General features: G+C 44.0%; 18 protein-coding genes and 1 tRNA gene. 18 read left to right on the top strand and 1 reads right to left on the bottom strand.

The genetic code is table 11. The features are described 5' to 3' along the window. The first annotated feature begins 123 nt into the window (after positions 1-123). Positions 124-1,431, top strand: a complete 1,308-nt coding sequence (locus G7Y37_RS01740) for an MFS transporter (RefSeq protein WP_165060845.1) — start codon at positions 124-126, stop codon at positions 1,429-1,431. Here the strand turns inward: G7Y37_RS01740 and G7Y37_RS01735 are convergent. Continuing rightward, a complete protein-coding gene (locus G7Y37_RS01735; protein ID WP_165060842.1) occupies positions 1,401-2,351 on the bottom strand; it encodes a LysR family transcriptional regulator in 951 nt (316 codons plus the stop codon). The genes G7Y37_RS01740 and G7Y37_RS01735 overlap by 31 nt on opposite strands. A 249-nt stretch (positions 2,352-2,600) precedes the next feature. Between G7Y37_RS01735 and G7Y37_RS01730 the strand changes: the two genes are divergently transcribed. The 17 genes from G7Y37_RS01730 to G7Y37_RS01650 all read left to right on the top strand — a co-directional run bounded on the left by G7Y37_RS01730 (position 2,601) and on the right by G7Y37_RS01650 (position 22,692). Continuing rightward, positions 2,601-3,884: an MFS transporter gene (locus G7Y37_RS01730; protein WP_165060839.1), complete on the top strand. Its 1,284-nt coding sequence runs from the start codon at positions 2,601-2,603 to the stop codon at positions 3,882-3,884. A gap of 199 nt (positions 3,885-4,083) precedes the next feature. After that, positions 4,084-6,393, top strand: a complete 2,310-nt coding sequence (locus G7Y37_RS01725; RefSeq protein WP_165060836.1) for a molybdopterin-dependent oxidoreductase — start codon at positions 4,084-4,086, stop codon at positions 6,391-6,393. Positions 6,394-6,408: 15 nt separating this feature from the next. After that, positions 6,409-6,756 (top strand): 4Fe-4S dicluster domain-containing protein, encoded by a 348-nt coding sequence (locus tag G7Y37_RS01720; protein ID WP_165060833.1) that lies wholly within the window; start codon positions 6,409-6,411, stop codon positions 6,754-6,756. Positions 6,757-7,812: 1,056 nt separating this feature from the next. Beyond that, positions 7,813-9,045 (top strand): ATP/GTP-binding protein, encoded by a 1,233-nt coding sequence (locus G7Y37_RS01715; RefSeq protein ID WP_165060830.1) that lies wholly within the window; start codon positions 7,813-7,815, stop codon positions 9,043-9,045. 65 nt (positions 9,046-9,110) lie between these two features. Beyond that, on the top strand, positions 9,111-9,815 hold the full coding sequence (locus tag G7Y37_RS01710) for an RloB family protein (RefSeq protein ID WP_165060827.1): 705 nt from the start codon (positions 9,111-9,113) through the stop codon (positions 9,813-9,815). Positions 9,816-10,474: 659 nt separating this feature from the next. Then, positions 10,475-10,834, top strand: a complete 360-nt coding sequence (locus tag G7Y37_RS01705; RefSeq protein WP_165060823.1) for a co-chaperone YbbN — start codon at positions 10,475-10,477, stop codon at positions 10,832-10,834. A gap of 430 nt (positions 10,835-11,264) precedes the next feature. Further along, positions 11,265-12,458, top strand: coding sequence for an ATP-binding protein (locus G7Y37_RS01700; protein ID WP_165060820.1), 1,194 nt, complete (start codon positions 11,265-11,267; stop codon positions 12,456-12,458). A 341-nt stretch (positions 12,459-12,799) separates the two neighbouring features. Then, on the top strand, positions 12,800-14,287 hold the full coding sequence (locus G7Y37_RS01695) for an ATP-binding cassette domain-containing protein (RefSeq protein WP_165060817.1): 1,488 nt from the start codon (positions 12,800-12,802) through the stop codon (positions 14,285-14,287). 166 nt (positions 14,288-14,453) lie between these two features. After that, positions 14,454-14,527 (top strand) — tRNA-Gly (locus tag G7Y37_RS01690). A gap of 314 nt (positions 14,528-14,841) precedes the next feature. Further along, entirely contained in the window at positions 14,842-16,017 is a 1,176-nt protein-coding gene (locus tag G7Y37_RS01685) for an MFS transporter (protein ID WP_165060814.1), read from the top strand. A gap of 196 nt (positions 16,018-16,213) precedes the next feature. Beyond that, on the top strand, positions 16,214-16,642 hold the full coding sequence (locus G7Y37_RS01680; RefSeq protein ID WP_165060811.1) for an MOSC domain-containing protein: 429 nt from the start codon (positions 16,214-16,216) through the stop codon (positions 16,640-16,642). Positions 16,643-16,818: 176 nt separating this feature from the next. Continuing rightward, positions 16,819-17,742, top strand: a complete 924-nt coding sequence (locus tag G7Y37_RS01675) for a substrate-binding domain-containing protein (protein ID WP_241155958.1) — start codon at positions 16,819-16,821, stop codon at positions 17,740-17,742. Continuing rightward, on the top strand, positions 17,743-18,603 hold the full coding sequence (gene pstC, locus G7Y37_RS01670) for a phosphate ABC transporter permease subunit PstC (protein ID WP_165060808.1): 861 nt from the start codon (positions 17,743-17,745) through the stop codon (positions 18,601-18,603). It begins immediately after the preceding gene. Further along, positions 18,600-19,568: a phosphate ABC transporter permease PstA gene (gene pstA / locus G7Y37_RS01665; RefSeq protein ID WP_241155957.1), complete on the top strand. Its 969-nt coding sequence runs from the start codon at positions 18,600-18,602 to the stop codon at positions 19,566-19,568. Before pstC ends, pstA begins: the two co-directional genes overlap by 4 nt. Before the next feature lie 119 nt (positions 19,569-19,687). Next, on the top strand, positions 19,688-20,428 hold the full coding sequence (gene pstB, locus G7Y37_RS01660; protein WP_241155964.1) for a phosphate ABC transporter ATP-binding protein PstB: 741 nt from the start codon (positions 19,688-19,690) through the stop codon (positions 20,426-20,428). A gap of 168 nt (positions 20,429-20,596) precedes the next feature. Next, a complete protein-coding gene (locus G7Y37_RS01655; RefSeq protein WP_165060802.1) occupies positions 20,597-21,298 on the top strand; it encodes a response regulator transcription factor in 702 nt (233 codons plus the stop codon). A gap of 161 nt (positions 21,299-21,459) precedes the next feature. Then, positions 21,460-22,692, top strand: coding sequence for an ATP-binding protein (locus G7Y37_RS01650; protein ID WP_370514591.1), 1,233 nt, complete (start codon positions 21,460-21,462; stop codon positions 22,690-22,692). The last annotated feature ends 13 nt before the right edge of the window (positions 22,693-22,705 follow it).

The following is a 22,705-nucleotide window of genomic DNA, read 5'->3' as shown; positions in this document are numbered from 1 at the left end:
TATTAATATTCCTATTAACTATAGCTAATAAAACTATTGAATACCTTTCTTTGCCTATTTAGATTGAAAATAAATGCAGATTAAAATTCAGAAATTATATTATTGGGCAGTTAAGGTTAGTTCATGGATCAGTCAAAAACTTTTCAAGGCAAACTTGCATCTTATGGTGTAGTGAATAGGGAATTATCTACCGGTGAAAGCTGGATGACATTTTGGTGCTTATTTTGCTTTTGCACAATGACTATGTATAACTCTATAAGGGTTACTCCGGTTTTAACAGATTTAGGAACGATTTTTGGTTTCACATTATCGAGTTCTGCATTTATTGTTTCAGCATTTGCAGTTGCTGGCTTAATCTTTGCTTTTCCAAGTGCGTGGATTATGAGAACTTTTGGCATCAAAAGTACGTTATTAGTAGCCGCTATTGTTTCAATTGTTGGTACCGTAATGGGCTTATTAGTCTCCGACCCAACACTCTTTCTTTTTTCAAGAGCCTTAGAAGGCTGTGCATTTGGAATTGCTTCTGTAGTTGTGCCAAATGTAATCCCTCGTATTTTCACTCCGGATAAGATGGGATTAGTTAGTGGTATATGGTCTTTATGGGTGACACCGGGACTAGTACTTGGATTTGTGACAACACCAATTCTGTTTACATCTTTTGGGTATTTATCACTTTGGATTGTTTCGTTGGCCCTAGAAGTTATATGTACTGTATGGTTAGTTTGTTGTGTGAAGTTGCCAGCTATTCCGAAAAATGCAATTGAGATGGAGCAAACATCAAAGAAAGTTACTTACAAGCATGTGCATTGGGTATCCACTTTAGCTATTGCTCTCTCGATGTTTTGTTGGGGTATTGTCTATGGAGCTGTAAACACGTTTTATCCCACCTATCTTCAGGTTGTAAAAGATATGCCACTAGCAATGTCGAGCATTGTTCCGTTGATTCTTGCATTGGTAACTGCTCCGTTCGGAATCATTTTTGGAATTATTGCAGGTAAAACTCGTACACGAAAATGGTTTTTAGTCATTCCTTATCTTGTGGCTGCTGTTTTGTATGCAACTATAGGATTTGCGGAAAACAGTAATAGTGTTGAGCCTTGGATTTTTGCAATCGGAATAGGTATTTGCGCGGGTGGTATTCCTATGGCTACCTATGCGTTAGTGCCAATCTTAGCTGAAGATCCTAAAAAAGCTGATTACGGAATGGCTGTTCTTGCATTTTCTTTGCAGCTTGCCAATGTTCTAATTGGGTTCTTTGGGGGTATTGTAGAAGCCTTAGGGTTTTATATGGCATCGCTGTTGGTGCTTGTTCCCTTCGCAATTTTAGGTGCAGTGATTGCTTTGGTATCAGTAGGTGATAAAAAAGCACTGGCAGAACAAGATCAAGAACGTATGGATGATCAAGTTTTGCTAAAAGAAGAGTTAGCGTAAATAGTTTTCTTCTTTATCTGTAATTGCGCTTCATCTTTGAAACACTGAGCGAAGGCTCTTAATGATTCGCAATCTTCAGATTTTGGATACAGAATACTCACGGGAAATTTTATATGAGACGTTTCCTTTAAAGGTATAGCCACAATATCATCATCAAGAATATTTTTAAGATGATTGAATGTAAAGTAAAGTGAGTTGTGATTTTTCATAAGCATTCTCATGCTTAAAACATCAAGTAGTCCATATCTAATTTCTAGTTGATCCCATATGGGGCTTAGATACGACTTCATCACGTTTGAGTCGTTTGTCATAAACGGAGCTGCTGTAATAGTTATCTTTTCACCCTTTAAATCATAAATTGAGATCTGATCTCTTTTTGCTAATGGATGATCTTCGGGCAAAAAAATAGAAAGGGAATCTTCGTAAAGAGGGATTATGCAATAGGATTCTTTAAGAAAAGATTCATCGATATTAAAAAGTGTAGTTAAGGCAACATCGATGGTGCTATTTGTTATCTCTGGAATTACTTCATCAAATTCTAAAGCCTTGAGAGATACAAAAATATCTGGGTATCGTTTCGAAAATCGATTTAGCGCAGGAATTAAAAGAGAACGCGCTGCACCATATAAATAACCTAAAACAAAAAACTTTTCTAGTCCGGCTTTAGCTAATTCGATGTGGTCACGTGCAATATCATATTCGCGTACAATTCGGCTTGCGTGTTTTAAAAAAATGTTGCCAATTTTTGTTAACTCTACACCGCTTGAAGCTCGAATAAAGAGTTTCGTGTCAAGTTCGTTTTCCATATTGACAATATGTTTTGAAAGAACTGGCTGAGTTATATAAAACTCTCTAGCAGTAGTCGTGTAGTGTAGTGTTTCACTCAATCTTATGAATTCCCGAAGATCGCTTATTTTCATAATGATCCCCCTACTCATTATGAGCGATTGTAATCAATACTCCCTAAGTAATTAATTGTTACAAATTCATCTAGTAGTGTGCCATTGTTTTTTTGAATGGGCTATAGATAAAGCAATGGAATCAAAAAAATATTTTGTAGTTAGTCTATCAAAAGGGAAATCGCAAAGAATAGTTTTATTCATTCAGACTCCGATAGCATTGCGATTTTCTAATACTTATATCGCTTTTAGACTTACGAGGAGGTTTTTATGGCAAGCTCTAATACGGTCGATAAAAGCGCCTATGGAAATAATAAACTTGCACAATGGGGAATCGCAAATGACCAGATGACAAAGCTTCGTAAGTGGCTTTGCTTCTGGGTATTATTTGCTTTTGGTGCAACTTGTGTCTATCAATGGCAAATGATGGCTCCCGTTATTGCTCCAATTGCAGAGATTTTCGGTATAGATCCTGCCAATATGGGGTTTTTAATGTCTGTTTACACCATTGCTGGTTTAATCCTTGCTTATCCATGCACATGGTTGATGCAGCACTTTGGTATTAAATTTTCTCTATTAGTTACTGCCGTTTTGGCAATTTTAGGAAACTTGATTTGCTTATTTGCGGCTGATTCAACCGTCTTTTTAGTAGGACGCGCAATTCAAGGTTGTGGCTTTGGTCTTATAGCTGTTTTGGGTCCAAACATTATGCCTCGTTTGTTCCCGCTTGAAGAACAGGGTTTAGTAATGGGCATTTGGTCTCAATGGGTAACCCCGGGTATTGCTATGGGTGCATTGAGTACTCCTATCCTATTCCAAGCATTTGGTTGGCAATCTATATTCTATCTTTCTACTGTCCTTACTGTAATCACTACTATTCTTTTGATTATCTTTGTGCAACTTCCATTAGTTCCTGAGAATCTTTTACGTGAAGATAATCTTGAAAAAGAAGATAAACCAGCATCGGCTACAAAAATTTATGTTCGCGATGCAGTAATCGTTGGCTTTGGTTTTGTAGCATGGGCTACAGTATACGGTTGCTACAATAGCTTCTTCCCAACTTATCTTCAGCAGACATTAGGCATGGATCTCATGTCTTCTTCAATGACTACTTTGGTAACTGCATTAGTAACCATTCCGTCTGGTATCTTTATTGGATGGCTCGCAGATAAGATCCGTCAGCGCAAACTTATATTAATCATTGGTTATATTTGCACTGGTCTTCTTTTCGCATTCTTTATTTGGCAAGATGCCGGATCCGTAGCACTTGCTTGGACTTGTGCGGTTCTCCTTGGTTTCATTTGCGCAGGTATAGTGCCGACGATGACTCGTGCAATTATCCCTGTTTTGGCACAGCGTCCAAAACAAACCGACTGGGCTTTGACTGGTATGGCGTTTGTGACCCAATTGGGATCTCTTATCGCCACTTTCTTTGCTACGGTTATGGTTGCAACTTCTTGGGGAACTGCTGGTATGGTTTATGGCATTATCGGTGGCTTAGTTGGTCTTGCAAGTATCGTCTTTGTTAAGAACGATCACAACATTGATGTGTAATTTGTAAACCATATAGGAAGAACTCGCTCTTTTTTCTTTTAAAAACTCTTTTGGATTCAGCTCTTATCATCCCTTCCGATTTAATCGGAAGGGATTTTTTACTATAAGGTATTCCATTTAAGACTAATTAATCATAAATGTGCCGCCATATACTAATTGTGCTATCGGAGAATTTCATATTTTTTGGAGAGGAGAGAATATGGAGTCCGAGGAAAACATCAATGCTGAACATACGACGTACTTTGGTGTTGTTGAAGATCACTCAAATGAAGTTCCTCAAGATGATGCTACCGGACGCTTAAGTTCGTGGGAAGAGGATGGTTTTACCGTAATTCGCGCAAATGCACGTACTGCACCTGGTTGCCATAATAACTGCGGCGTTTTGGTATATGTAAAAGATGGAAAAGTGGATCATATTGAAGGTGATCCAGAAAATCCGCATAATCAAGGTCGTCTTTGCTTGCGTTGTCTTGCTTTACCCGAGATGATCTACCATCCTGATCGTATTACTCACCCAATGAAACGTGCGCGCGCTGACCGTGGTGAAGATAAATGGGAGCGCATTTCTTGGGATGAGGCTTGGGACATCATCTACGAAGAAATGAACAAAGTTATTGATAAATATGGCGCCCAATCTATTTTGGTCACTCAAGGGACTGGTCGCGATATTAATGGTTATTTACCATTGGCGGCTTATTATCTTGGTACCCCTAACCAAGGTATGGGATTCCTTTCAGGTGAAGCTTGTTATGCACCACGCTTTGCAAGTACTTCCATGAAAATTGGCGATTTCTTTGTATGCGACTATAGCCAATTCTTCCCTGATCGCTTTGACGATCCTCGCTGGCAGCCACCTGGATACATTCTGATTTGGGGCAACAATCCACTCGTTGCAAACTCAGATGGTATGCTTGGATATTGGGTTGTAGAGTGCATGAAGCGTGGATCAAAACTTATTACGGTAGATCCTAAACTTACATGGCTTGCTGGTAAATCTGAATACTGGTTCCAGCTACGTCCTGGTACTGACCTTGCGCTTCTTCTTGGCATGTGTAACGTTATTGTTGAGGAAGAGCTCTATGATGCTGAATTCTGCGAGCGCTGGACTTATGGTTTCGAGGAATTTTGCGAGCACGTTAAACAATATACTCCTGAATGGGCTGCTGAAGTTTGTGGTGTAGATGCCGAAAAGATTAAAGATGCAGCCCGTGCAATAGCCAAGGCTCCGAGTGCCTGCATGCAATGGGGCGTTGCGGTTGATCATGCAACTTCCGGTTACATTACTGGTATGGCGTGCTTCGATCTCATGGCGTTAACAGGTAACTTCGAAAAACCAGGCTCAATGGTTAGTGCACGTCCGTGCTTTGGTGTTGGTGAAACATGGATGCCCGGCGATGGGTTGTTTGAAAAGATTCCACAACCTGAATGGACCGTTGGACCTGAAAAGCGCATGAATCAAGATTACCCGGTACTTCAAGTTGGCGGAATGAAGAGTTCCGACATGGCTTTGAAGGCATTGGAGACTGGTGAGCCTTATCCTATCAAGGCTTGGTGGAGCCAGACTAATAATGCAGTTACAAATATGGGTGCTGAGCCCCAGCGTTTAATCCCTGCACTTAAGAGTACCGATTTTAACGTTTATGTTGATCTCTTTATGACCCCAACTGCTATGGCTGTTGCTGATATATTCTTACCAGCATGTACCTATGTAGAACGTGCAGGCATTAGTGGACATCAACCCTATCAAATAGGCGCTATCAAAAAGGCTATTGAGCCATTAGGTGAGTCTAAGTCCGACATGCAAATAATCTATGAACTTGGTCGCCGCTTTATGGGTGAAGAGGGCAGCTGGTGGAAAGACCCCGAAGAGTTCTTTGATTACGTATTACGCCATACTCCATACACCTATGATGAGCTTAAAGAGAGAACTTGGGCTTACCCGCAGTTTGAGTATCATAAGCACGAGACTGGTAAACTGCGTCCTGATAAGGAACCGGGTTTCAGCTCACAATATGGTCGCTATAATTTCTATTGCATTCCTATGGCGAATCTTGGTTTTGAAGCATTTTCAACTTATGAAGAGCCAGAGGAAAGCCCCGTTTCCACTCCTGAGCTTGCAAAAGAATATCCGCTCATACTTACCACGGGCGCTCGTCGTTGGGGTCTGTTCCATTCGGAGCATCGCCAGTCTCCATCTATGCGTCAAATTCATAAAGAACCATTGGTTATGATTCACCCAGAAACAGCCGCAGAATATGGCATTAAAGATGGCGACATGGTTAAGATCGAGAATCGTTATGGTTCTTGTATTCAAAAAGCAGAACTTTCTACTCGGTTACGTAAAGGTGTTGTGTCTGCTGATCATGGTTGGTGGTTCCCTGAGCGTAAAGATGAAGAATTGTTTGGCATGATGGATGTAAACATCAACAAACTCTTGCCTATGAAACCTGGCAAAACAGGTCTTGGAAATTCCTATAAATCACAATTATGTCGTGTGAGCAAGGCTTAACAGGAGGGTTTTAAGATGACTTACGGTTTATTATTTGACTATAAATGGTGCACTGGGTGTCATTCCTGTGAAATCGCTTGCCAACAGGTTCATCATTTTGCACCAAAAAAAGTAGGCGAACAGGGTAAGCGTGGTATTTTGCCTTACGAGATTGGACCTTATGAGCTTGCAGAAGATAAATATCAATATGAGTTTTTGCCAGTTCCTACTTCTTTGTGCGACCATTGCAAAGACCGTGTAGAAAAAGGCAAGCTTCCTAGCTGTGTTAAACATTGCCAAACTGCTTGTATTGAATTTGGCGAAATTGAGGAATTAGCTAAAAAAATGGATTCAGAAAGCATGGCTCTTTTTGTGGTTCACTAAAAGTGTTTTGAAACTTAAAGGAGTATCTGAAAAACTGCTTTAAATTTTCAAAACAGCAAACAATATAGTTTCTCTTAAACGAAGGAAGGGGTCGAAATATAGATCCCTTCCTTTTTCTTTAAAGCAAAACTTAAGGAAAATATACGGTTGAATCTAATTATCATCTCTTTGGTTACGAGAAGCTTTTTTGGTCCGCGATACTCCCGGAGGAGCTGGTGGCTTTGGGCGCTTGTATCCGCATTTTTCGCAGATGTAATCATCATCTGTCCAAGGCTCCTTGCACATAGGACATTGGAGTTCTATAGCGCGAAGTTTTTCTAATTTCCCACAGCGATTACAGCGTGAACATGGGTAACACATAAAATTCTCTGCTATCTATTTAGTGCTATCGTTTGGTTCAGTTCGTATCGAAGTGAAATAGCCGAAGATACATTTTCCATACAGATCTCCCAGACCAGAAATGTCATGTAAGTTGATTAGTTATCATTATGAGAAGAAAATCAATTTCTAGTGATAGTAATTTAAGATGGGCTATTCTAATATGAGTCTTCTGAGACTGCAGTGGAGTACTTGGATCGTTTTCCTGTGCCGCTAGTTCTAGATCTTTGCGGTATTGCATAGGGTTTTCTAGTTGGGATCGCTCTCCAGAAACCCCGGCACCCTATCTGTCGAAGAGCTTGTTGAGGCTGTCAAGGGCGATGGCAAGGATGAGGCATTCGATCTTATCGACGAGTATTCCTAAGCCGTCGGGTGCCTGTTTTCTCGAAATCAAACTATGATAGGATAAGACAACGGGATCAGAGATTTCACCAGTGGTGAAAACTATCGAAACTTATATCACAACATCGTTTTTTAGCGTTTCTGTCAGATTGCAACGGGTGATTCTAATTGCTCCCACAAGGTTTGCGAGCATGACAAGAATCAAGATAAAATTGGAACGCAAGAGTCTTGGGTCTTGAATAGTGCAGAATTGAGTTATATAATCCTATAAAATCAGAAATAATTTCTGATTTATGTCATAAATAATGCACAGCGCCGCAAAAAAAGGAGACTATAATGCTCTGTCAGTTCACCTTTGATAATTTCCGCTCGTACCGTGACGAAACGATATTTGATATGCAGGCCTCTGCCATGAAAGAGTTCAAAGAGTCCCTAATCGTTGACGAAAAGGATGGGCAAGCATTTCTTCCAGTATCTGTTATATTTGGTCCGAACGCTGGAGGCAAGTCTAACCTGTTTCTTGCTATGCACAGGATGTTCGATGCTGTCTCGTACCCAATCTATCTTCTTTCTCGAAAAGACGAGACAACGAAGGATGTTCCACGACCCAAAGTGAAAGGAACTGACGCGTTTCGCTTTGATGAGTTTCATTCTAATGAGTCCTCCGATTTCGAGGTCTACTTTAGAACGAAGGGTCAGGAATTTCGCTATACGCTCTCCTTCGATGCGGAGGGAATAACCTCCGAGAGCCTAATGAGAAAAAATGTTGGCGGGACGAGAACAGCCATGTTGTTTGAGCGAACAGAAGGCAAGGTGGAATTGGGATCCGCACTTAAGCGCGCCAGAGTAAACACATCGTTTAATGTGGACATTCCTTATCTGTCCTTCCTTGCGTTAAATTACGATATTGAATTTGTTGACATGGCTGCGGAGTGGATCGCCTCAACGAGGTTCATTGACTTCGACTTTCGTTTCGAGGAACTCATTCTTGAAACAATGCTTGCACAGGAGGACGAGAGCGTCATCGTTGGCATTCTCAATGCTGCTGGTATAAACATAGATGGGTTTCGAGTCGAGGGCGACGAAGATGACTTCGAGAACAGGCGCGTCTGGGTTCGCCATATCGTGAACAGAAAGCTATATGAGCTTCGGCTTAACAAAGAGTCCGCCGGAACGCGCAAGATGATGAGCATGGCGATCGCACTCGACGACGCGCTGAAGAAAGGGAATCTGCTCGTCATAGACGAATTAGATTCCAAGCTACATCCGAAGCTGCTCAGATTCATTATCATGCTCTTTCAAGATCCTAGCATCAATAAGAATGGGGCACAGCTAGTGTTCACATCTCAAGATGTCAGCATCATGCGAAATGATGTGTTTCGCCGAGACGAAATCTGGTTTGCTGCTCGAAATGAAGATGAGGTGAGCACTCTTTGGTCGCTTTCCGACATTCATGAGCCGAATGGAAATCTTGTGAGCAAGAATGCCGCTTTCGATAGGCAGTATCTCTCGGGCAGATACGGAGCGGATCCCATACTCGATCGTCTTCTTTATTGGGAGGAGGATTAGGCGTGGCGCGAGGTCGATCTAAGAATGAATGGCGCAAACCGGGAAGGTGCCAAGGCTATCGGGTCTTGGCACCTGAACGGCACCTTATCGTCTGTGAGGGTAAAAAGACCGAACCATTGTACTTCCAAGGCATGCGCGATGCCTTAAGACCAGAGTTCAGAAATCGTATCCACATCGTCGTGAAAGGAACCGGTCTTCATACGACTGATTTGTTTGAGTACGCACTACGAGAATGTAGATTGTCGGGCGGCTTTGACCATGTTTGGCTTGCTTACGATCGAGACGATTTCGACTTTTGCGAATTCGACTCCGTGGTTGACAAGTGCGTCCAGAACTCGGATGAAACAACGACGTTCCATCCTCTTTGGTCGAATCCATGTGTTGAAGTCTGGATGTTGTTGCATTTTGGCTATACTACCGCCGAAATGACCTCGGTCGAAGCTATTGCCAGAACAGACGTGGTGTTCCAACGCGAATTGAAACACCCGTATTCAAAAACAGCCACTGGCTTGTTTGAGGAATTTCGCTATACGCTCTCCTTCGATGCGGAGTGGATCGCCTCAACGAGGTTCATTGACTTCGACTTTCGTTTCGAGGAACTCATTCTTGAAACAATGCTTGCACAGGAGGACGAGAGCGTCATTGTTGGTATCCTCAATGCTGTTGGTATAAACATAGATGGGTTGAGGTCCCGGACGATTTCCTGGGCACGTGATTGCGTGGAAAGGAAGAAGGTATGTACAGTCCGGAGTTCAAGAAGAAAGCACTGAGAATCATAGACAAGCACGGAGGCTCTTGCCTAAAGGCATCTCGTGAGCTTGGGGTGGTGAGCTTAAAAACGCTGCAGCGCTGGCGCGACGAGAGAAATAAATTGACAAAAATGGTCAAAACTTCCAGCTTTCCATGGTCATAGCGTCACATAGCTAACTTGAATTGTGGAGAACACTGGGCAAACAGGGTTCTCCAATTCTATTTTGATTCGTAATTGGCGTAATTTGGCATTATAGACTGTGGAAAGTCGGAAGTTTTGACCATTTTTCGCCTAAAAAGTGACGAAGGCAACACACAGTCTGGTTTGGTCAGAGTTCCATCACAGCGTGCCCTATCCATATGCAATCGACTAAAACAGACACACTTTTCTGCCTATATGCCAAAAATGCCCAGACATATAGAAAGTAGGGTAGCGCAGCAAATTGGTACTGCAAATCCCATCAAATATGCTAGGATGCAGTCTTTAGGTCTTCTCGTTGTTTTCCTTTTATTATCGCTGGGTATAGGGATATCCAGTATCAATTTTGCAATTGTAAGCGCTTTGTTACAATTAAGTTCAAAGAGGTACTGAAGATATGCCGGTAGTTCCTTACGGACGAATATATGGAACGCCGCTTCAAAAGTTCTTTAGCGCCAAAACGATAACAGAGGAAGCTCTATGATTTACGAGATAACCGACAGTACCTTCAATCAAGAGGTGGCTGATAGCAATGTTCCCTGCGTAATTCTGTTTACTGCAGGCTGGTGTACCTTTTGCGGCGATATGGTTCCGCGTGTGGAAAACCTGTCAGATAAGTTCGACAACACCGTGAAATTCTGCATTGTGAACAGCGACGAGCAACGTGCCCTGCGCATCGCCTTTGCCGTAGCTGCCGTTCCTTACATTGTGCTTATCTACAAAGGCATGAAGATTCCGCTTTTCGATGAGATAGTTACTGAAAAAAGACTGGAAGAGCGCATCATATGCGTTCTAAACGGCGGCGAGACTCCAACTGCCACGCCGCTAAAACGGCTTTAAGCTAGCATTGCTTTATGGAAAGATACTTTATTATCCAATTATAGCTAGATCCCTGATACAACTTAATGACTGAGTTTTTGAAACGTTGACGATTGTTCCGATTAATCATTGCCGGTCTTTCACAAAAGAAAGAATAGTAGTGTCAACTAAATCGGGGTAAGTTCAAGTCCACAAGTGGTAAATGGGGAGGCAATGGGGTGCCGCTTCCAGCACGAAGACTGCACCGATCGCCACAGACGCGACTTCAAGATCGTCGTGGATGGCGGTCCTATTCCTCAATGGCCGATCTGGTTTGCGGACTCATCGAGTCAGAATGCGTTGATTCCGGCGAAAATCAGGGAGTCTCTTATTCCTAAATTATGTCAACGAAATGATATAATAGTTGAATTCAATAAATTATGTCAACACATTGAGAATTATGGTGATTCGGATGATAGGCCGCCCAATATATATAGAGAAACTGCAACGCTGGAAGGATAGAGATGTCATCAAGGTTGTGACCGGCGTGCGCAGATGCGGGAAGTCAACGCTGCTAAAGCTCTTCGCTGACGAGCTCAGAGCCGAAGGCGTGAAGCGGGACCACGTCATCACATTGAATCTTGAGCAACTGGAAAACGAGAGCTTGCTTGACTACCACGCACTACACGATGAGGTGCTTAGCCGAGTGAATGACGGTCAGATGCATTACGTCTTCATAGACGAGGTTCAAAACGTACCCGATTTCCAGAAAGCAGTCGATAGCCTCTATACCAGAGAAAACATAGACCTGTACATCACTGGTTCCAACGCGATGATGCTCGAAGGCACGCTTGCCACTCTGCTCTCCGGTCGCTATGTAGAGATCAGCATGTTACCGCTGTCCTTCTCGGAGTATGTTTCCACCAATACATCAGACGAATCCTTGAGGCGCTTGTACAGCCGATACATCTCGCAGAGTTCATTCCCCGCCACGGTCGATTTCGCGCAGGACTCACTGGCTCTTCATGACTATCTGGAAGGCATCCTCAATACGGTGCTGTTCAAGGACGTGGCGCAGCGCTTGAATATTGCCAACACGCTTGGGCTCGGTTACCTTGTCGATTTCATGTTCGACAACGTCGGCAACCTCACATCAGTGAAGGGCATAGCCGATACGCTTGCATCGAATGGAACCAAGGTGTCTCGCAACACCATCGACGAATATCTGTCAGCGCTGGTCAATAGCTTCATAATCTACTCAGCGAAATGCTTCGACCTTCGTGGAAAGCGACTGCTGAAACAGCAACAGAAGTTCTATGCGATTGATATGGGGATGCGGCGGATGATCCTATCCAATCAAGTTCGTGATACAGGGCGTATCCTTGAGAACATCGTGTTCCTAGAGCTGAAGCGAAGATTCAAGTCGGTGCAGGTGGGGCGCATCGGGGATTTGGAAGTCGATTTTGTGGTTGAGGGCGATAGCGGGCGCGCATATTTCCAAGTAGCTGAGAGCATCTCAAGCGAGAAGGTGTTGGAACGCGAGCTTGCTCCTTTCAGGAAGATCGAGGATAACCACCCGAAGCTTCTGCTTACCCTAGATGATGTAGACCCGGTAAACCACGAAGGCATCATGCAGATGAATGTCCTCGAATGGATGATGGGGTAAGTCCACATTTCCTTTCCTGACCTCAGTGTTGAAGTTCGAATCGCAATCAAGGACACGTTCTCAACTAAGCCCGTCGGTCAGAAGGTCGGTGGGCTTTTGTGAGCACCTCTGATTCCGTGATATAATTTTTCCAATATTCCAGCGGAGCCTTTGGCAAGCAACGCTTCGAGTAAGGTTAGGTGAATGAAGAACTAGCGATGCCCTTTTTGGGCGCCCAATTTACGACCTTTCTGTTTCATGGTCGCGCTTTGAAGGTGCCGCATCGCTGTGCGTTCTTAATCTATACAACCGCCAATCGTATGCCTGACCCTTGCGCGGCCTCCTATCAAAGGAGTGCTGCTATGCAACTGAATCTCTCCCATATAAGTTATACATATCCAGGTGCCAGTTTTCCGGCGCTCGACAGCATCAATGCCGTTTTCCCTCAAGGCTGGACTGGCATAATCGGCGATAATGGCTGTGGCAAGACCACACTTGCTCTCATTGCGGCACGACAGATTGCACCCATCTCGGGGTCTATCACACCGTCGCTCTATGCGTCCTACTGCTCTCAAGATGCTAGCGTGACTCCATCGAATCTGTATGAGCTTGCAGACAACTGGAGTCACGAAGGGCGACACCTTCGGGAGCTTTTGGGCATTGACGAGGAATGGTTCTGGCGCTACGAGACGCTTTCTGGTGGTCAACAACGACGCATACAGATTGCGTGCGCATTGTTCTCTGCACCGGATGTTCTGGTGATGGATGAACCCACCAACGATCTTGACAGTGAGACTAGAACTATCATTAAGGAAGCTCTCGCTTCTTTTAAGGGAATTGGTCTTCTCATATCTCATGACCGCGACTTGCTCGATAGTCTTGTCTCGCAGAGCCTCATCTTTGATGGCAGACAAGTAATTATGCGTCCTGGCGGCTATACCAAAGCAACTGACCAAGCGGCAAACGACCGTATGTCGGCGCTTAGGAGACGTGAAAAGGCTAAACGCGAGGTGAAGAGAATCGAGGTTGAGGCACAGCGCCGCCGGCAAGAGGCTTCGCTACAAAAAGCCAAGCGCAGCGGTCGTGGTCTGGGCAATAAGGACAATGACGCGCGAGAACGTATCGGGCGTGCCATCATATCGGGAAAAGATGGCGTGGCAGGAAAACTATCATCCAATATGGATCGAAGGCTTGCAAGAGCAAACGAATCGCTAGCTGACATTCATGTTGGTAAGCGCTATGAGCATCGTCTTGGGGACTGGGGGACCGTTGCTCGATCTAGTATCGTGTCGCATGTTGTGTCAACTACGCTGCAAGCTGGCGATTTTTCTGTCTATGTCCCTGAGCTTTGGATAGATTCGACTGATCATGTAACGCTCTCCGGTCGAAACGGAACGGGAAAGAGTCTCGTTGTGCACTACATTGTGGAATCAACCTCTCCCAACATCAAAGTTGCCTATATCCCACAAGGAATAGGTAAAGAAGAACGCGAACGTGCTCTCAAAATGCTTAGAAACTGCACTCCAGATAAACGTGGTCGTATTTTGTCTGTTGTGGCGCATCTCAATTCTGACCCTGAGCGATTGCTCGATGGCAGCGAGGTCAGTCCTGGCGAACTGCGCAAACTATTGTTAGCTGAGCAGCTTATTGATGATCCCAATTTTCTCGTGCTCGATGAGCCAACCAATCATCTGGACATTGGGTCCATTGAAGCCCTCCAAAACTTGCTCGTTCGGTTTCCGGGTGCAGTTCTGCTTGTTTCGCATGATGCCGCCCTGCTGGATGCCGTATCCGAAATAAAATGGAGTATGACGGGTTCGGAAAGCCGCTGGCAACTGGAGATATATTGAATCTTCGACTGTCATTATAACTCTCAGACAACGTGCAATGTTGCGTTTTAACCACAATACAATAGGAGTAATCGAATCGCAATCAAGGCACATAGGCGTCGCTTGCGATGTTTTGCTGAAAAAAATAGAGGCTTTTAAGGGGGTTGGAGTATAATAACTTCACACTGCGGGCGTGGTTCAATGGTAGAACTCGAGCTTCCCAAGCTCGCTACGCGGGTTCGATTCCCGTCGCCCGCTCCACAAGATCAATGCTAGCGTCGTCAATTTTTGGCGACGCTTGGGGAAATCCTCAATATCAAAACCGATTTCTTTGGCTTTGCTGCAGCATGAATGATAGTGTTAAAGAAAAGAAGGAATAAACGCGCTGCTACCATATTGTTAGATAAAATCTAGTAATTGGTATATCCGCAAAGAATAAGTTTGGATGTGAATGGGTGAATCATAAGAACGCTAATACAGAAAATCAAGAACAAGGTCCTAAGCCTGATACGGTTAACGGTTGGCGCATCGCTTTTATATAAGGCATGTCTTTGTGGGCTCGGTATTCGCACGCCATGAATAAAACAACAAAAACCAGCATATGGTCTGTGCCTTATGTAATTTTACTGCTGGCAAACTTTTTTCAATCTACAGCTGCTTTTATGACTATGGCAACCTTGCCACTTTATGCAACGGTGCTTGGGGCTTCGGCTGCTATGGTAGGCGTGGTATCCAGTTCTTTTGCTCTATCATCGTTGTTGATCAGACCTATTGCAGGTCCGGCATTTGATAGTTTTTCAAGGCGACGAATGCTTATACTTTCTCAGGTAATTATTACTATTTGCATGTTTTTGTATGGTTTTGTCCAATCGTTAGAAGTACTCGTTGTTGTCAGGTTGTTCCATGGCATAGGTGTTGGATGTTCGGGTCCATTAGCTATGTCAATGCTTACCGAATACTTACCTAAAGATAAATTTGCAAGTGGGGTAAGTATTTATACCTTGGCTCAATCTTTTGCTCAGGTTATTGGTCCTGCAGCTGGTTTAACGCTTATAGATTTAATAGGCTTTACGTGGTCGTATATATTGGCAGCTCTTTCAGTTTTAATTGCTATTATTGGGGTTATTTTTCTTAAAGAACCCTCTTATCAAAAACTGCCATATAAATTGCGCTTTGATCGTATGTTTGCGCCTCAGGTAATTAGCAAGGCTATTGCATTAATGTGCATTTCAACTTCATTTGCATGTATGGGCTCCTATATAGTTCTTTACGGTCTTGAGCGAGGAATTGAGAACCTTGGTTTTTACTTTATTGTTTATTCTCTTGGTTTAGTTATTACGCGACCAATTTATGGCAATCTGGCTGATAAATATGGAACCCCAAGGTTTGTTGCAGTCGGTGTCTTGTTCTTTTTAGCATCTTATATAGCGTTATCAGTAGCTACGGGTGTTTCGGGGTTTGTCATAGCTGCAGTTCTCGGTGCATTTGGTTTTGGCTGTTGTGCTCCACTTTTGCAATCGTTTGCTTTAGCTTCGGTATCGGCATCGCATCGCGGAGCTGCAAGCAATACCATGTTCACTGGTCTTGATCTAGGATCTCTTATAGGTCCGGTTATAGGTGGCTTTATTGTTGAAGGCATTTATGGACAAACGGGCAACATGGCTCTTGCTTACAGCAATCTATGGCTTTATATGCTTATCCCTGCGCTGGGAACATTAATTCTTTCAATACGTTGGGCGTTTCATAAGTAGGTGTGCGTCGCCTTCACAGATCGGACCCAATATATCCTGCAGATTGCAAGACAGACTTGCTTGCTTTTCGCTATAATTTGCTTGCGCTAATAATGCTTGTTTGCCGTAGTGCAGCGGCGGCAAGTCAAAATAATGTTGCACCGGGTATATCGAAGTAGCGCACGATATATCGCCTCTTAGCGAAGGAGTGTGCAACATGGGCGTAGTTAAAGCCGTTTGCACAAGCAATGTAAAAGGTATCCAAAAATCTGAAGTTCCTACAATAGAATTACGCGATAATTGGGGCGTTGAGGGCGACGCGCATGCGGGCTTGTGGCATAGGCAGGTAAGCCTTTTAAGTTTTGAGAAAATTGAAGAATTCAAAGCTCGGGGTGCCGATGTAGCGAATGGCTCATTCGGAGAAAACATTATTGTTGAGGGCTTTGACTTAAAGAATCTACCTATTGGAACGCGCTTTCGTTCGGGAGATGTTGTTCTCGAACTTACGCAAATTGGCAAACAATGCCATGCTCACTGTGCTATTTATCACAAGATGGGGGACTGCATTATGCCTCGTGAAGGGGTGTTTTGCAAAGTTATTCACGGTGGTGAAATTGCCGTTGGTGCTCAGATTGACATCGTGTAGCTTCGCATTATTTGTTTGTGGCTGCAGTCAAATTACTAAGCCTTTTCTACACACTGATTTTACAAATTCTTTGCAATTGCCTTACTTATGCCTGATTTTCTCCTGCGAATATGAACATCGTTTTTATTTGACTGTATTGAGCGGTTAAACAAGCTGTTCAATCGAAAGGAGAAACAGTGGTGAATAAAAAAGCGGGAGTGCTAGCTGTTGTTTGTACAACTTTTGCGCTAGCTTTTGGTGCAATAGCGCTAAGTGGATGCGGTCCGCAGCAGGCTTCGGAGGGCAGCAGTAACGGCGAATCTGCATCCTCGAATACAGACGAGCTAATTTCGGTGTATTCTCGCGAAGATGGATCGGGCACGCGTGGTGCTTTCATCGAACTGTTCGGAATTGAGCAGAAAGACGATAGCGGCAAAAAAGTTGACATGACTACAGACACTGCAGCTATTACGAATTCCACCTCAGTTATGATGACTTCGGTAGCAGGTGATCCAGCTGGTATAGGTTACATATCGCTAGGTTCACTAAACGACACGGTTAAGGCTTTGAACATAGACGGCGTTGAAGCTACAACTGAAAATGTCAAAAATGGAAGCTATGCTATATCGCGTCCATTCAATATTGTAACTGGCTCTTCTCTTAGCGAAGCAGCGCAGGATTTTGTTAAATTCATTATGAGCGCCGATGGTCAGAAAGTCGTTTCCGAAAACGATTTCATCTCTGTAGACGACGCTGCAGCTGCTTATTCCCCAAGTGGTCTTAGCGGCAAGGTTGTTGTGGCGGGCTCATCTTCCGTAACTCCAGTTATGGAGAAGCTGGCAGAGGCTTACAAAGCGCTTAACCCAGATATGGTTGTTGAAGTGCAGCAATCAGATTCTACGACTGGTGTAAACATGGCAGTCGAGGGTACGTGCGATATCGGAATGGCATCGCGTGAACTCAAAGATTCCGAAACTGCCGCTGGCGTAAGCTCAACAGCTATAGCGCTAGATGGAATCGCAGTTATCGTTGCACCTGAGTCTTCTGTGACTAATCTCACGGCGGATCAAGTGATGCGCATCTACACTGGAGAAATTCTCTCTTGGAGCGAGGTCGCCTAAATGCGTCCCGCGTCTGTTAAGGAGGCCGCAGCAAAAATTATGTTTGCTGCGGCTGCCACCATCTCAATTCTTGCTGTGGCTTTAATTTGTGTGTTTTTGTTTGCTAACGGTGTGCCCGCTATAGCCGAAATTGGATTGCCTGAATTTCTGCTGGGTACAACATGGAAGCCTAACTCAGGAATGTACGGCATTTTCCCTATGATAGTTGGCTCTATTTATGTTACGGCGGGAGCAATTATTATAGGTGTGCCAGCTGGTGTTGCCTGTGCTATATTCCTTTCTCGTTTTGCAAGTGGTAAGGTGGCTTCAGTTTTGGTGCCCGGCATAGAACTGCTAGCAGGTATTCCAAGTGTTGTTTACGGTTTCTTCGGTCTAATGCTGGTCGTTCCTTTCATTCGAAACACAATGCCCTCTCGCGGTCTTTCGCTTTTGGCGGCGGCATTCATTTTGGGAATCATGATTCTTCCAACAATTATTACCGTGTCAAAAAGCGCGCTAGATGCTGTGCCATCGAAATACTACGAGGGTGCACTTGCCTTAGGCGCAACACACGAGCGCTCGGTGTTCCGGGTTCTTGTTCCTGCGGCTGTATCTGGAATTATGGCTGCTATCGTGCTTGGTGTAGGGCGTGCAATTGGTGAAACTATGGCTGTGGTTATGGTCGCGGGCAATCAGCCTATTATACCCACATCCATATTTGAAGGTGTTCGTACTATGACTTCAAATATTGTGCTGGAAATGGGCTATGCTGCCGATTTGCATCGCGGCGCACTTATTGCAACCGGCGTTGTCCTATTTGTTTTCATAATGCTTATTACCGCACTCTTCAATGCGATTAAGAAGAATGAGGTATCTCGATGATGGGAAAAAATAATACACCGCTTGAATTGTCGGCGGTAGGCGCAACTGGCGCAGCTGGTGCAAATGCGGTGGGAAATATGCCACCAATTTCAAAATACGACAATGTGTCGCCGCGCCATAATATGTCTGTGCGAATTGCGTCGTTAGTTATGCGTGGTGTTGTTTATTTAGGAGCTATTGTTGCTACGGCGGTACTCCTGCTTATAGTTGGCTACATTCTAATAAACGGAGTGCCCTACATAACACCTAGCTTATTTGAATGGGAATACACTTCTGAAAATGTATCGCTTATGCCCGCGCTTATTGATACGGTGCTTATGGCTGCATGTTCTCTAATTATTGCAGTACCTATTGGTGTTGGAAGCGCAGTTTACCTTGTGGAATATGCTCCGCGTGGGTCGCGTTTTGTTCGCATTGTACGTATAACAACGGAAACACTTCAGGGAATTCCTTCGATCATATATGGTCTGTTTGGAATGCTTTTCTTTGTGACTGCACTACATTGGGGATTATCGCTGCTTTCGGGTGCATGCACATTGGCAATTATGATTCTACCTACAATTATGCGCACTACTGAAGAGGCGCTTTTAGCGGTACCTGATTCATATCGTGAAGGCGGTTTCGGTTTGGGCGCGGGGCGTTTGCGCACGGTGATGCGCTGCGTTATGCCCTCGGCGGCTCCCGGAATTACAAGTGGAATTATTTTGGCGCTTGGTCGATGTGTTGGGGAAGTGGCGGCACTGTTATTTACAGCTGGAACCATAGCGCAAATACCTAATTTTGTTGGACAGGGTGCGTTTGCGTTCCTAGATTCTTGCAGAACACTTGCGGTGCATATGTATGTACTTGCAAGCGAGGGTCTTCATATGAACGAAACTTACGCTACGGCTGTTGTACTTCTTGTGGTAGTAACAGTTCTCAACTTAGCCGCAAATGTTGCTATAAAGAAATTGAGAAAGGACTAGATAATATGAACGACAATGGTGCTGCTGTGCTTCCGTCTAAAACAGAACCGAGCCGCACTGAACTAGACAGCCTAGTTAGTTTGGAAATTGAGCAAGAACTTGACAGTGCGTTCTCTAAAATGGAAGTGAACAACCTTAATCTGTACTATGGTGAATTTCATGCGCTTAAAGATGTTTCGCTTTCATTCCCTAAAAACGAAGTAACGGCGCTTATTGGACCGTCTGGTTGCGGTAAATCTACCTTATTAAAGACGCTTAACCGTATGAATGATCTTGTGGTGGGTTGCCGTGTAGATGGGAAAATTACACTTGACGGAGAGGACGCCTATCGCGATATTTCTGTTAACGATCTGCGTCGGCGCGTCGGTATGGTATTTCAACAGCCGAACCCATTTCCAATGAGCGTGTACGACAATATTGCGTTTGGACCACGAACTCATGGCATAAAAAAGCATGCCGATTTAGATGAGATAGTAGAACAGAGTTTAAGACGTGCTGCTATTTGGGACGAATTGAAGGATCGTCTTAAAAAGAGTGCGCTTGGGCTTTCCGGCGGTCAGCAGCAGCGTCTATGTATTGCGCGTGCTTTGGCAGTACAGCCTGAGGTGCTGTTGCTAGACGAATCGACTAGTGCGCTTGACCCTATTTCGACTGCAAAAATTGAGGAATTGGTAAGCGAATTAAAGAATGACTATACGGTAATTATGGTTACTCACAATATGATGCAAGCACTTCGCGTGTCCGATAAAACGGCATTTTTCCTATTGGGAGATATGGTGGAATTCGGGAATACCGACGAGCTGTTTACAAACCCCGTTGACCCGCGTACTGCTGATTACGTTTCGGGGCGCTTCGGATAGAGCAAGATGCCTTTTGGCATGCTTGGAGGTGTCTTTTATTGCATTTCGTATGTTTTGAGTAGTGTTGTTTTGCATAAACCTTACAATGGCAGTACGCACTATTGCGCTGCTGTGGTTTTACAATAAAGATGTGGATCGATATGCGACGCGTTAGGAGTTTTCTTTAGCATGCTCTACTACGTTGAAGATGACGAGCATATCCGCGATCTTGCCATCTACGCACTGCGTCAGGCGGGCTTTGAAACAATCGGGTTTGCTCACGCTAATGATTTCTTTAAAGAATGTTCAGTGGCTTTGCCTGATGCAGTGTTGTTAGATATTATGTTGCCAGATATAGACGGTCTTGAAATACTGCGCCGTTTGCGCGAAGATACGCGCACTCATTCCATTCCTGTCATGATGCTGACTGCGAAGGGTACAGAGATAGATACTGTATCCGGTTTAGATGCTGGCGCTGATGATTATCTAGCTAAGCCGTTTGGAATGATGGAATTAGTGTCGCGTGTGCGTGCGCTTTTAAGGCGTGCAAGTTCTTCTAGTGTAGCTAATATAAACATTATGTCGAACGCTGGCATAGAGCTTGACCTGTCTGCTCATACTGTCAAAGTCTGCGAAACCCCTGTGCAACTTACTCTTAAGGAATTTGAACTGCTGCATGCGCTTATGGCGAATGTTGGTAATGTGCTAAGCAGGGTGCAGCTTCTTGAACGTGTTTGGGGTACTTCTTTTATGGGCAGTTCGCGCACTGTGGACGTACATATTCAGACGCTGCGTCAGAAATTAGGAGCAGTTTGCAGCGACGCGGAAAATAGCATAGAAACTGTGCGCGGCGTGGGGTACCGCATGAGGCGTGAAGGCGATTCATCGTGAGTCAGCGTCGTCTTTCATCAACAGTAAATTCGCTTTTGCTGGCATTTACGCTTTCGGTTGTGCTGGCTTTAACTCTAGTTTTTACAGCTCTTTATTATTTTATATTTGAGGGCTTTGAAGAGTCACGTCTTGAAAAACTTGCGCAAAACATTGCTAGCGAGATGAATGTCATAGATGAAAGTGAACGCTTGGCTTTGATGGATGCACAGGTGTCAGCTGATCTTCGCTATACACTTATTGACGAAAACGGCGAGGTTGTTTTTGATAGCGTACAGAGTCAGCTTGACAATGGTGAGTATATCCTTAAAGAACTAGACAATCATTCAAATCGTCCAGAATTTCAGGGTGCTGTACGTGAGGGTACAGCTTATGTAATTCGCTATTCGGACACACTTAAAAAAGATATGCTTTACGCTGCGGTTCGTTTAGATGACGGTGCAATTGTCCGTTTGGCGGAGCCACGCGAGTCTCTTATTGCTTTTGCTGCAAGGTTTGTTGTGCCAATAGTGATAGTTATTCTTGTTGTAGCTGTGTTGGTTGTTGTTTTCTCAAAATTACTTACAAAAAGAATTATGCGACCTTTAGATAATATGGATGTAACTGAACCTTTGAAAGGCGAGGGGTATAGCGAAATGAGTCCGCTTCTTGCAAGAATAGATGATCAGCGATTGATGTTGGAGCGTCAAAATGAAGATCTTGCGCGCGCTGACAGCATGCGTCGCGATTTTTCCGCGAATGTGTCGCATGAACTAAAAACTCCTCTACAAGTAATTGTGGGTTATACAGAGTTGATGGAAGGCGGTCTTGTAAGCCAAGAAGATATTCCGAAATTTTCGCGCATTATTCACGAAGAAGCAGAGAATATGCGTAGCCTTATTGATGATGTGCTTACTTTGTCGCGCTTGGATAGCGGTTCAATTTCTGCGTCAAATTTGAAGGATGTTGATCTGTTTATTTTGGCAAAACAGGTGGCTGATAGGCTTGCTCCAATAGCCAACAAAAAAGATGTCGATATTCGCGTTAGTGGTGAATCGGTATTTATTGAAGGCGACGAATCGCTGCTTGACGAGATGATGTCAAATCTAATTACAAATGCAATTCGCTATAACGTTGATAATGGATATGTTGATGTGATAGTGGGCGAGCGTGTTCAACCTGCAAAAGAGGCTGTCGTAGTTGTAAGAGATGCAGGTATTGGCATGCCAGAAGACGAACTAACCAAGATATTCGAGAGGTTTTATCGTATAGATAAAAGCCGCTCGAAAGAAACAGGGGGAACAGGACTTGGGCTTGCTATTGTAAAACATGCTGCACTTAGCCATAACGGGCAAGTGCAGGTGGAAAGCAAGCTAGGTCAAGGATCCACCTTCACTGTAACTATACCAATAAAATAAAAAGCAGCTTTTC

Source organism: Adlercreutzia sp. ZJ154, assembly GCF_011039055.1.
Lineage (GTDB): Bacteria > Actinomycetota > Coriobacteriia > Coriobacteriales > Eggerthellaceae > Adlercreutzia_A.
The sequence above is the reverse complement of the archived record's forward strand: the minus strand, read 5'-3'. Positions and strand labels throughout refer to the sequence as shown.

Bases quoted from the DNA above. Each gene is read 5' to 3' on its own strand.
- G7Y37_RS01740 (WP_165060845.1), top strand. From the start codon at position 124: ATGGATCAGTCAAAAACTTTTCAAGGCAAACTTGCATCTTATGGTGTA.
- G7Y37_RS01735 (WP_165060842.1), bottom strand. From the start codon at position 2,351: ATGAAAATAAGCGATCTTCGGGAATTCATAAGATTGAGTGAAACACTA.
- G7Y37_RS01730 (WP_165060839.1), top strand. From the start codon at position 2,601: ATGGCAAGCTCTAATACGGTCGATAAAAGCGCCTATGGAAATAATAAA.
- G7Y37_RS01725 (WP_165060836.1), top strand. From the start codon at position 4,084: ATGGAGTCCGAGGAAAACATCAATGCTGAACATACGACGTACTTTGGT.
- G7Y37_RS01720 (WP_165060833.1), top strand. From the start codon at position 6,409: ATGACTTACGGTTTATTATTTGACTATAAATGGTGCACTGGGTGTCAT.
- G7Y37_RS01715 (WP_165060830.1), top strand. From the start codon at position 7,813: ATGCTCTGTCAGTTCACCTTTGATAATTTCCGCTCGTACCGTGACGAA.
- G7Y37_RS01705 (WP_165060823.1), top strand. From the start codon at position 10,475: ATGATTTACGAGATAACCGACAGTACCTTCAATCAAGAGGTGGCTGAT.
- G7Y37_RS01700 (WP_165060820.1), top strand. From the start codon at position 11,265: ATGATAGGCCGCCCAATATATATAGAGAAACTGCAACGCTGGAAGGAT.
- G7Y37_RS01695 (WP_165060817.1), top strand. From the start codon at position 12,800: ATGCAACTGAATCTCTCCCATATAAGTTATACATATCCAGGTGCCAGT.
- G7Y37_RS01685 (WP_165060814.1), top strand. From the start codon at position 14,842: ATGAATAAAACAACAAAAACCAGCATATGGTCTGTGCCTTATGTAATT.
- G7Y37_RS01680 (WP_165060811.1), top strand. From the start codon at position 16,214: ATGGGCGTAGTTAAAGCCGTTTGCACAAGCAATGTAAAAGGTATCCAA.
- pstC (WP_165060808.1), top strand. From the start codon at position 17,743: ATGCGTCCCGCGTCTGTTAAGGAGGCCGCAGCAAAAATTATGTTTGCT.
- pstA (WP_241155957.1), top strand. From the start codon at position 18,600: ATGATGGGAAAAAATAATACACCGCTTGAATTGTCGGCGGTAGGCGCA.
- pstB (WP_241155964.1), top strand. From the start codon at position 19,688: ATGGAAGTGAACAACCTTAATCTGTACTATGGTGAATTTCATGCGCTT.
- G7Y37_RS01655 (WP_165060802.1), top strand. From the start codon at position 20,597: ATGCTCTACTACGTTGAAGATGACGAGCATATCCGCGATCTTGCCATC.
- G7Y37_RS01650 (WP_370514591.1), top strand. From the start codon at position 21,460: ATGAATGTCATAGATGAAAGTGAACGCTTGGCTTTGATGGATGCACAG.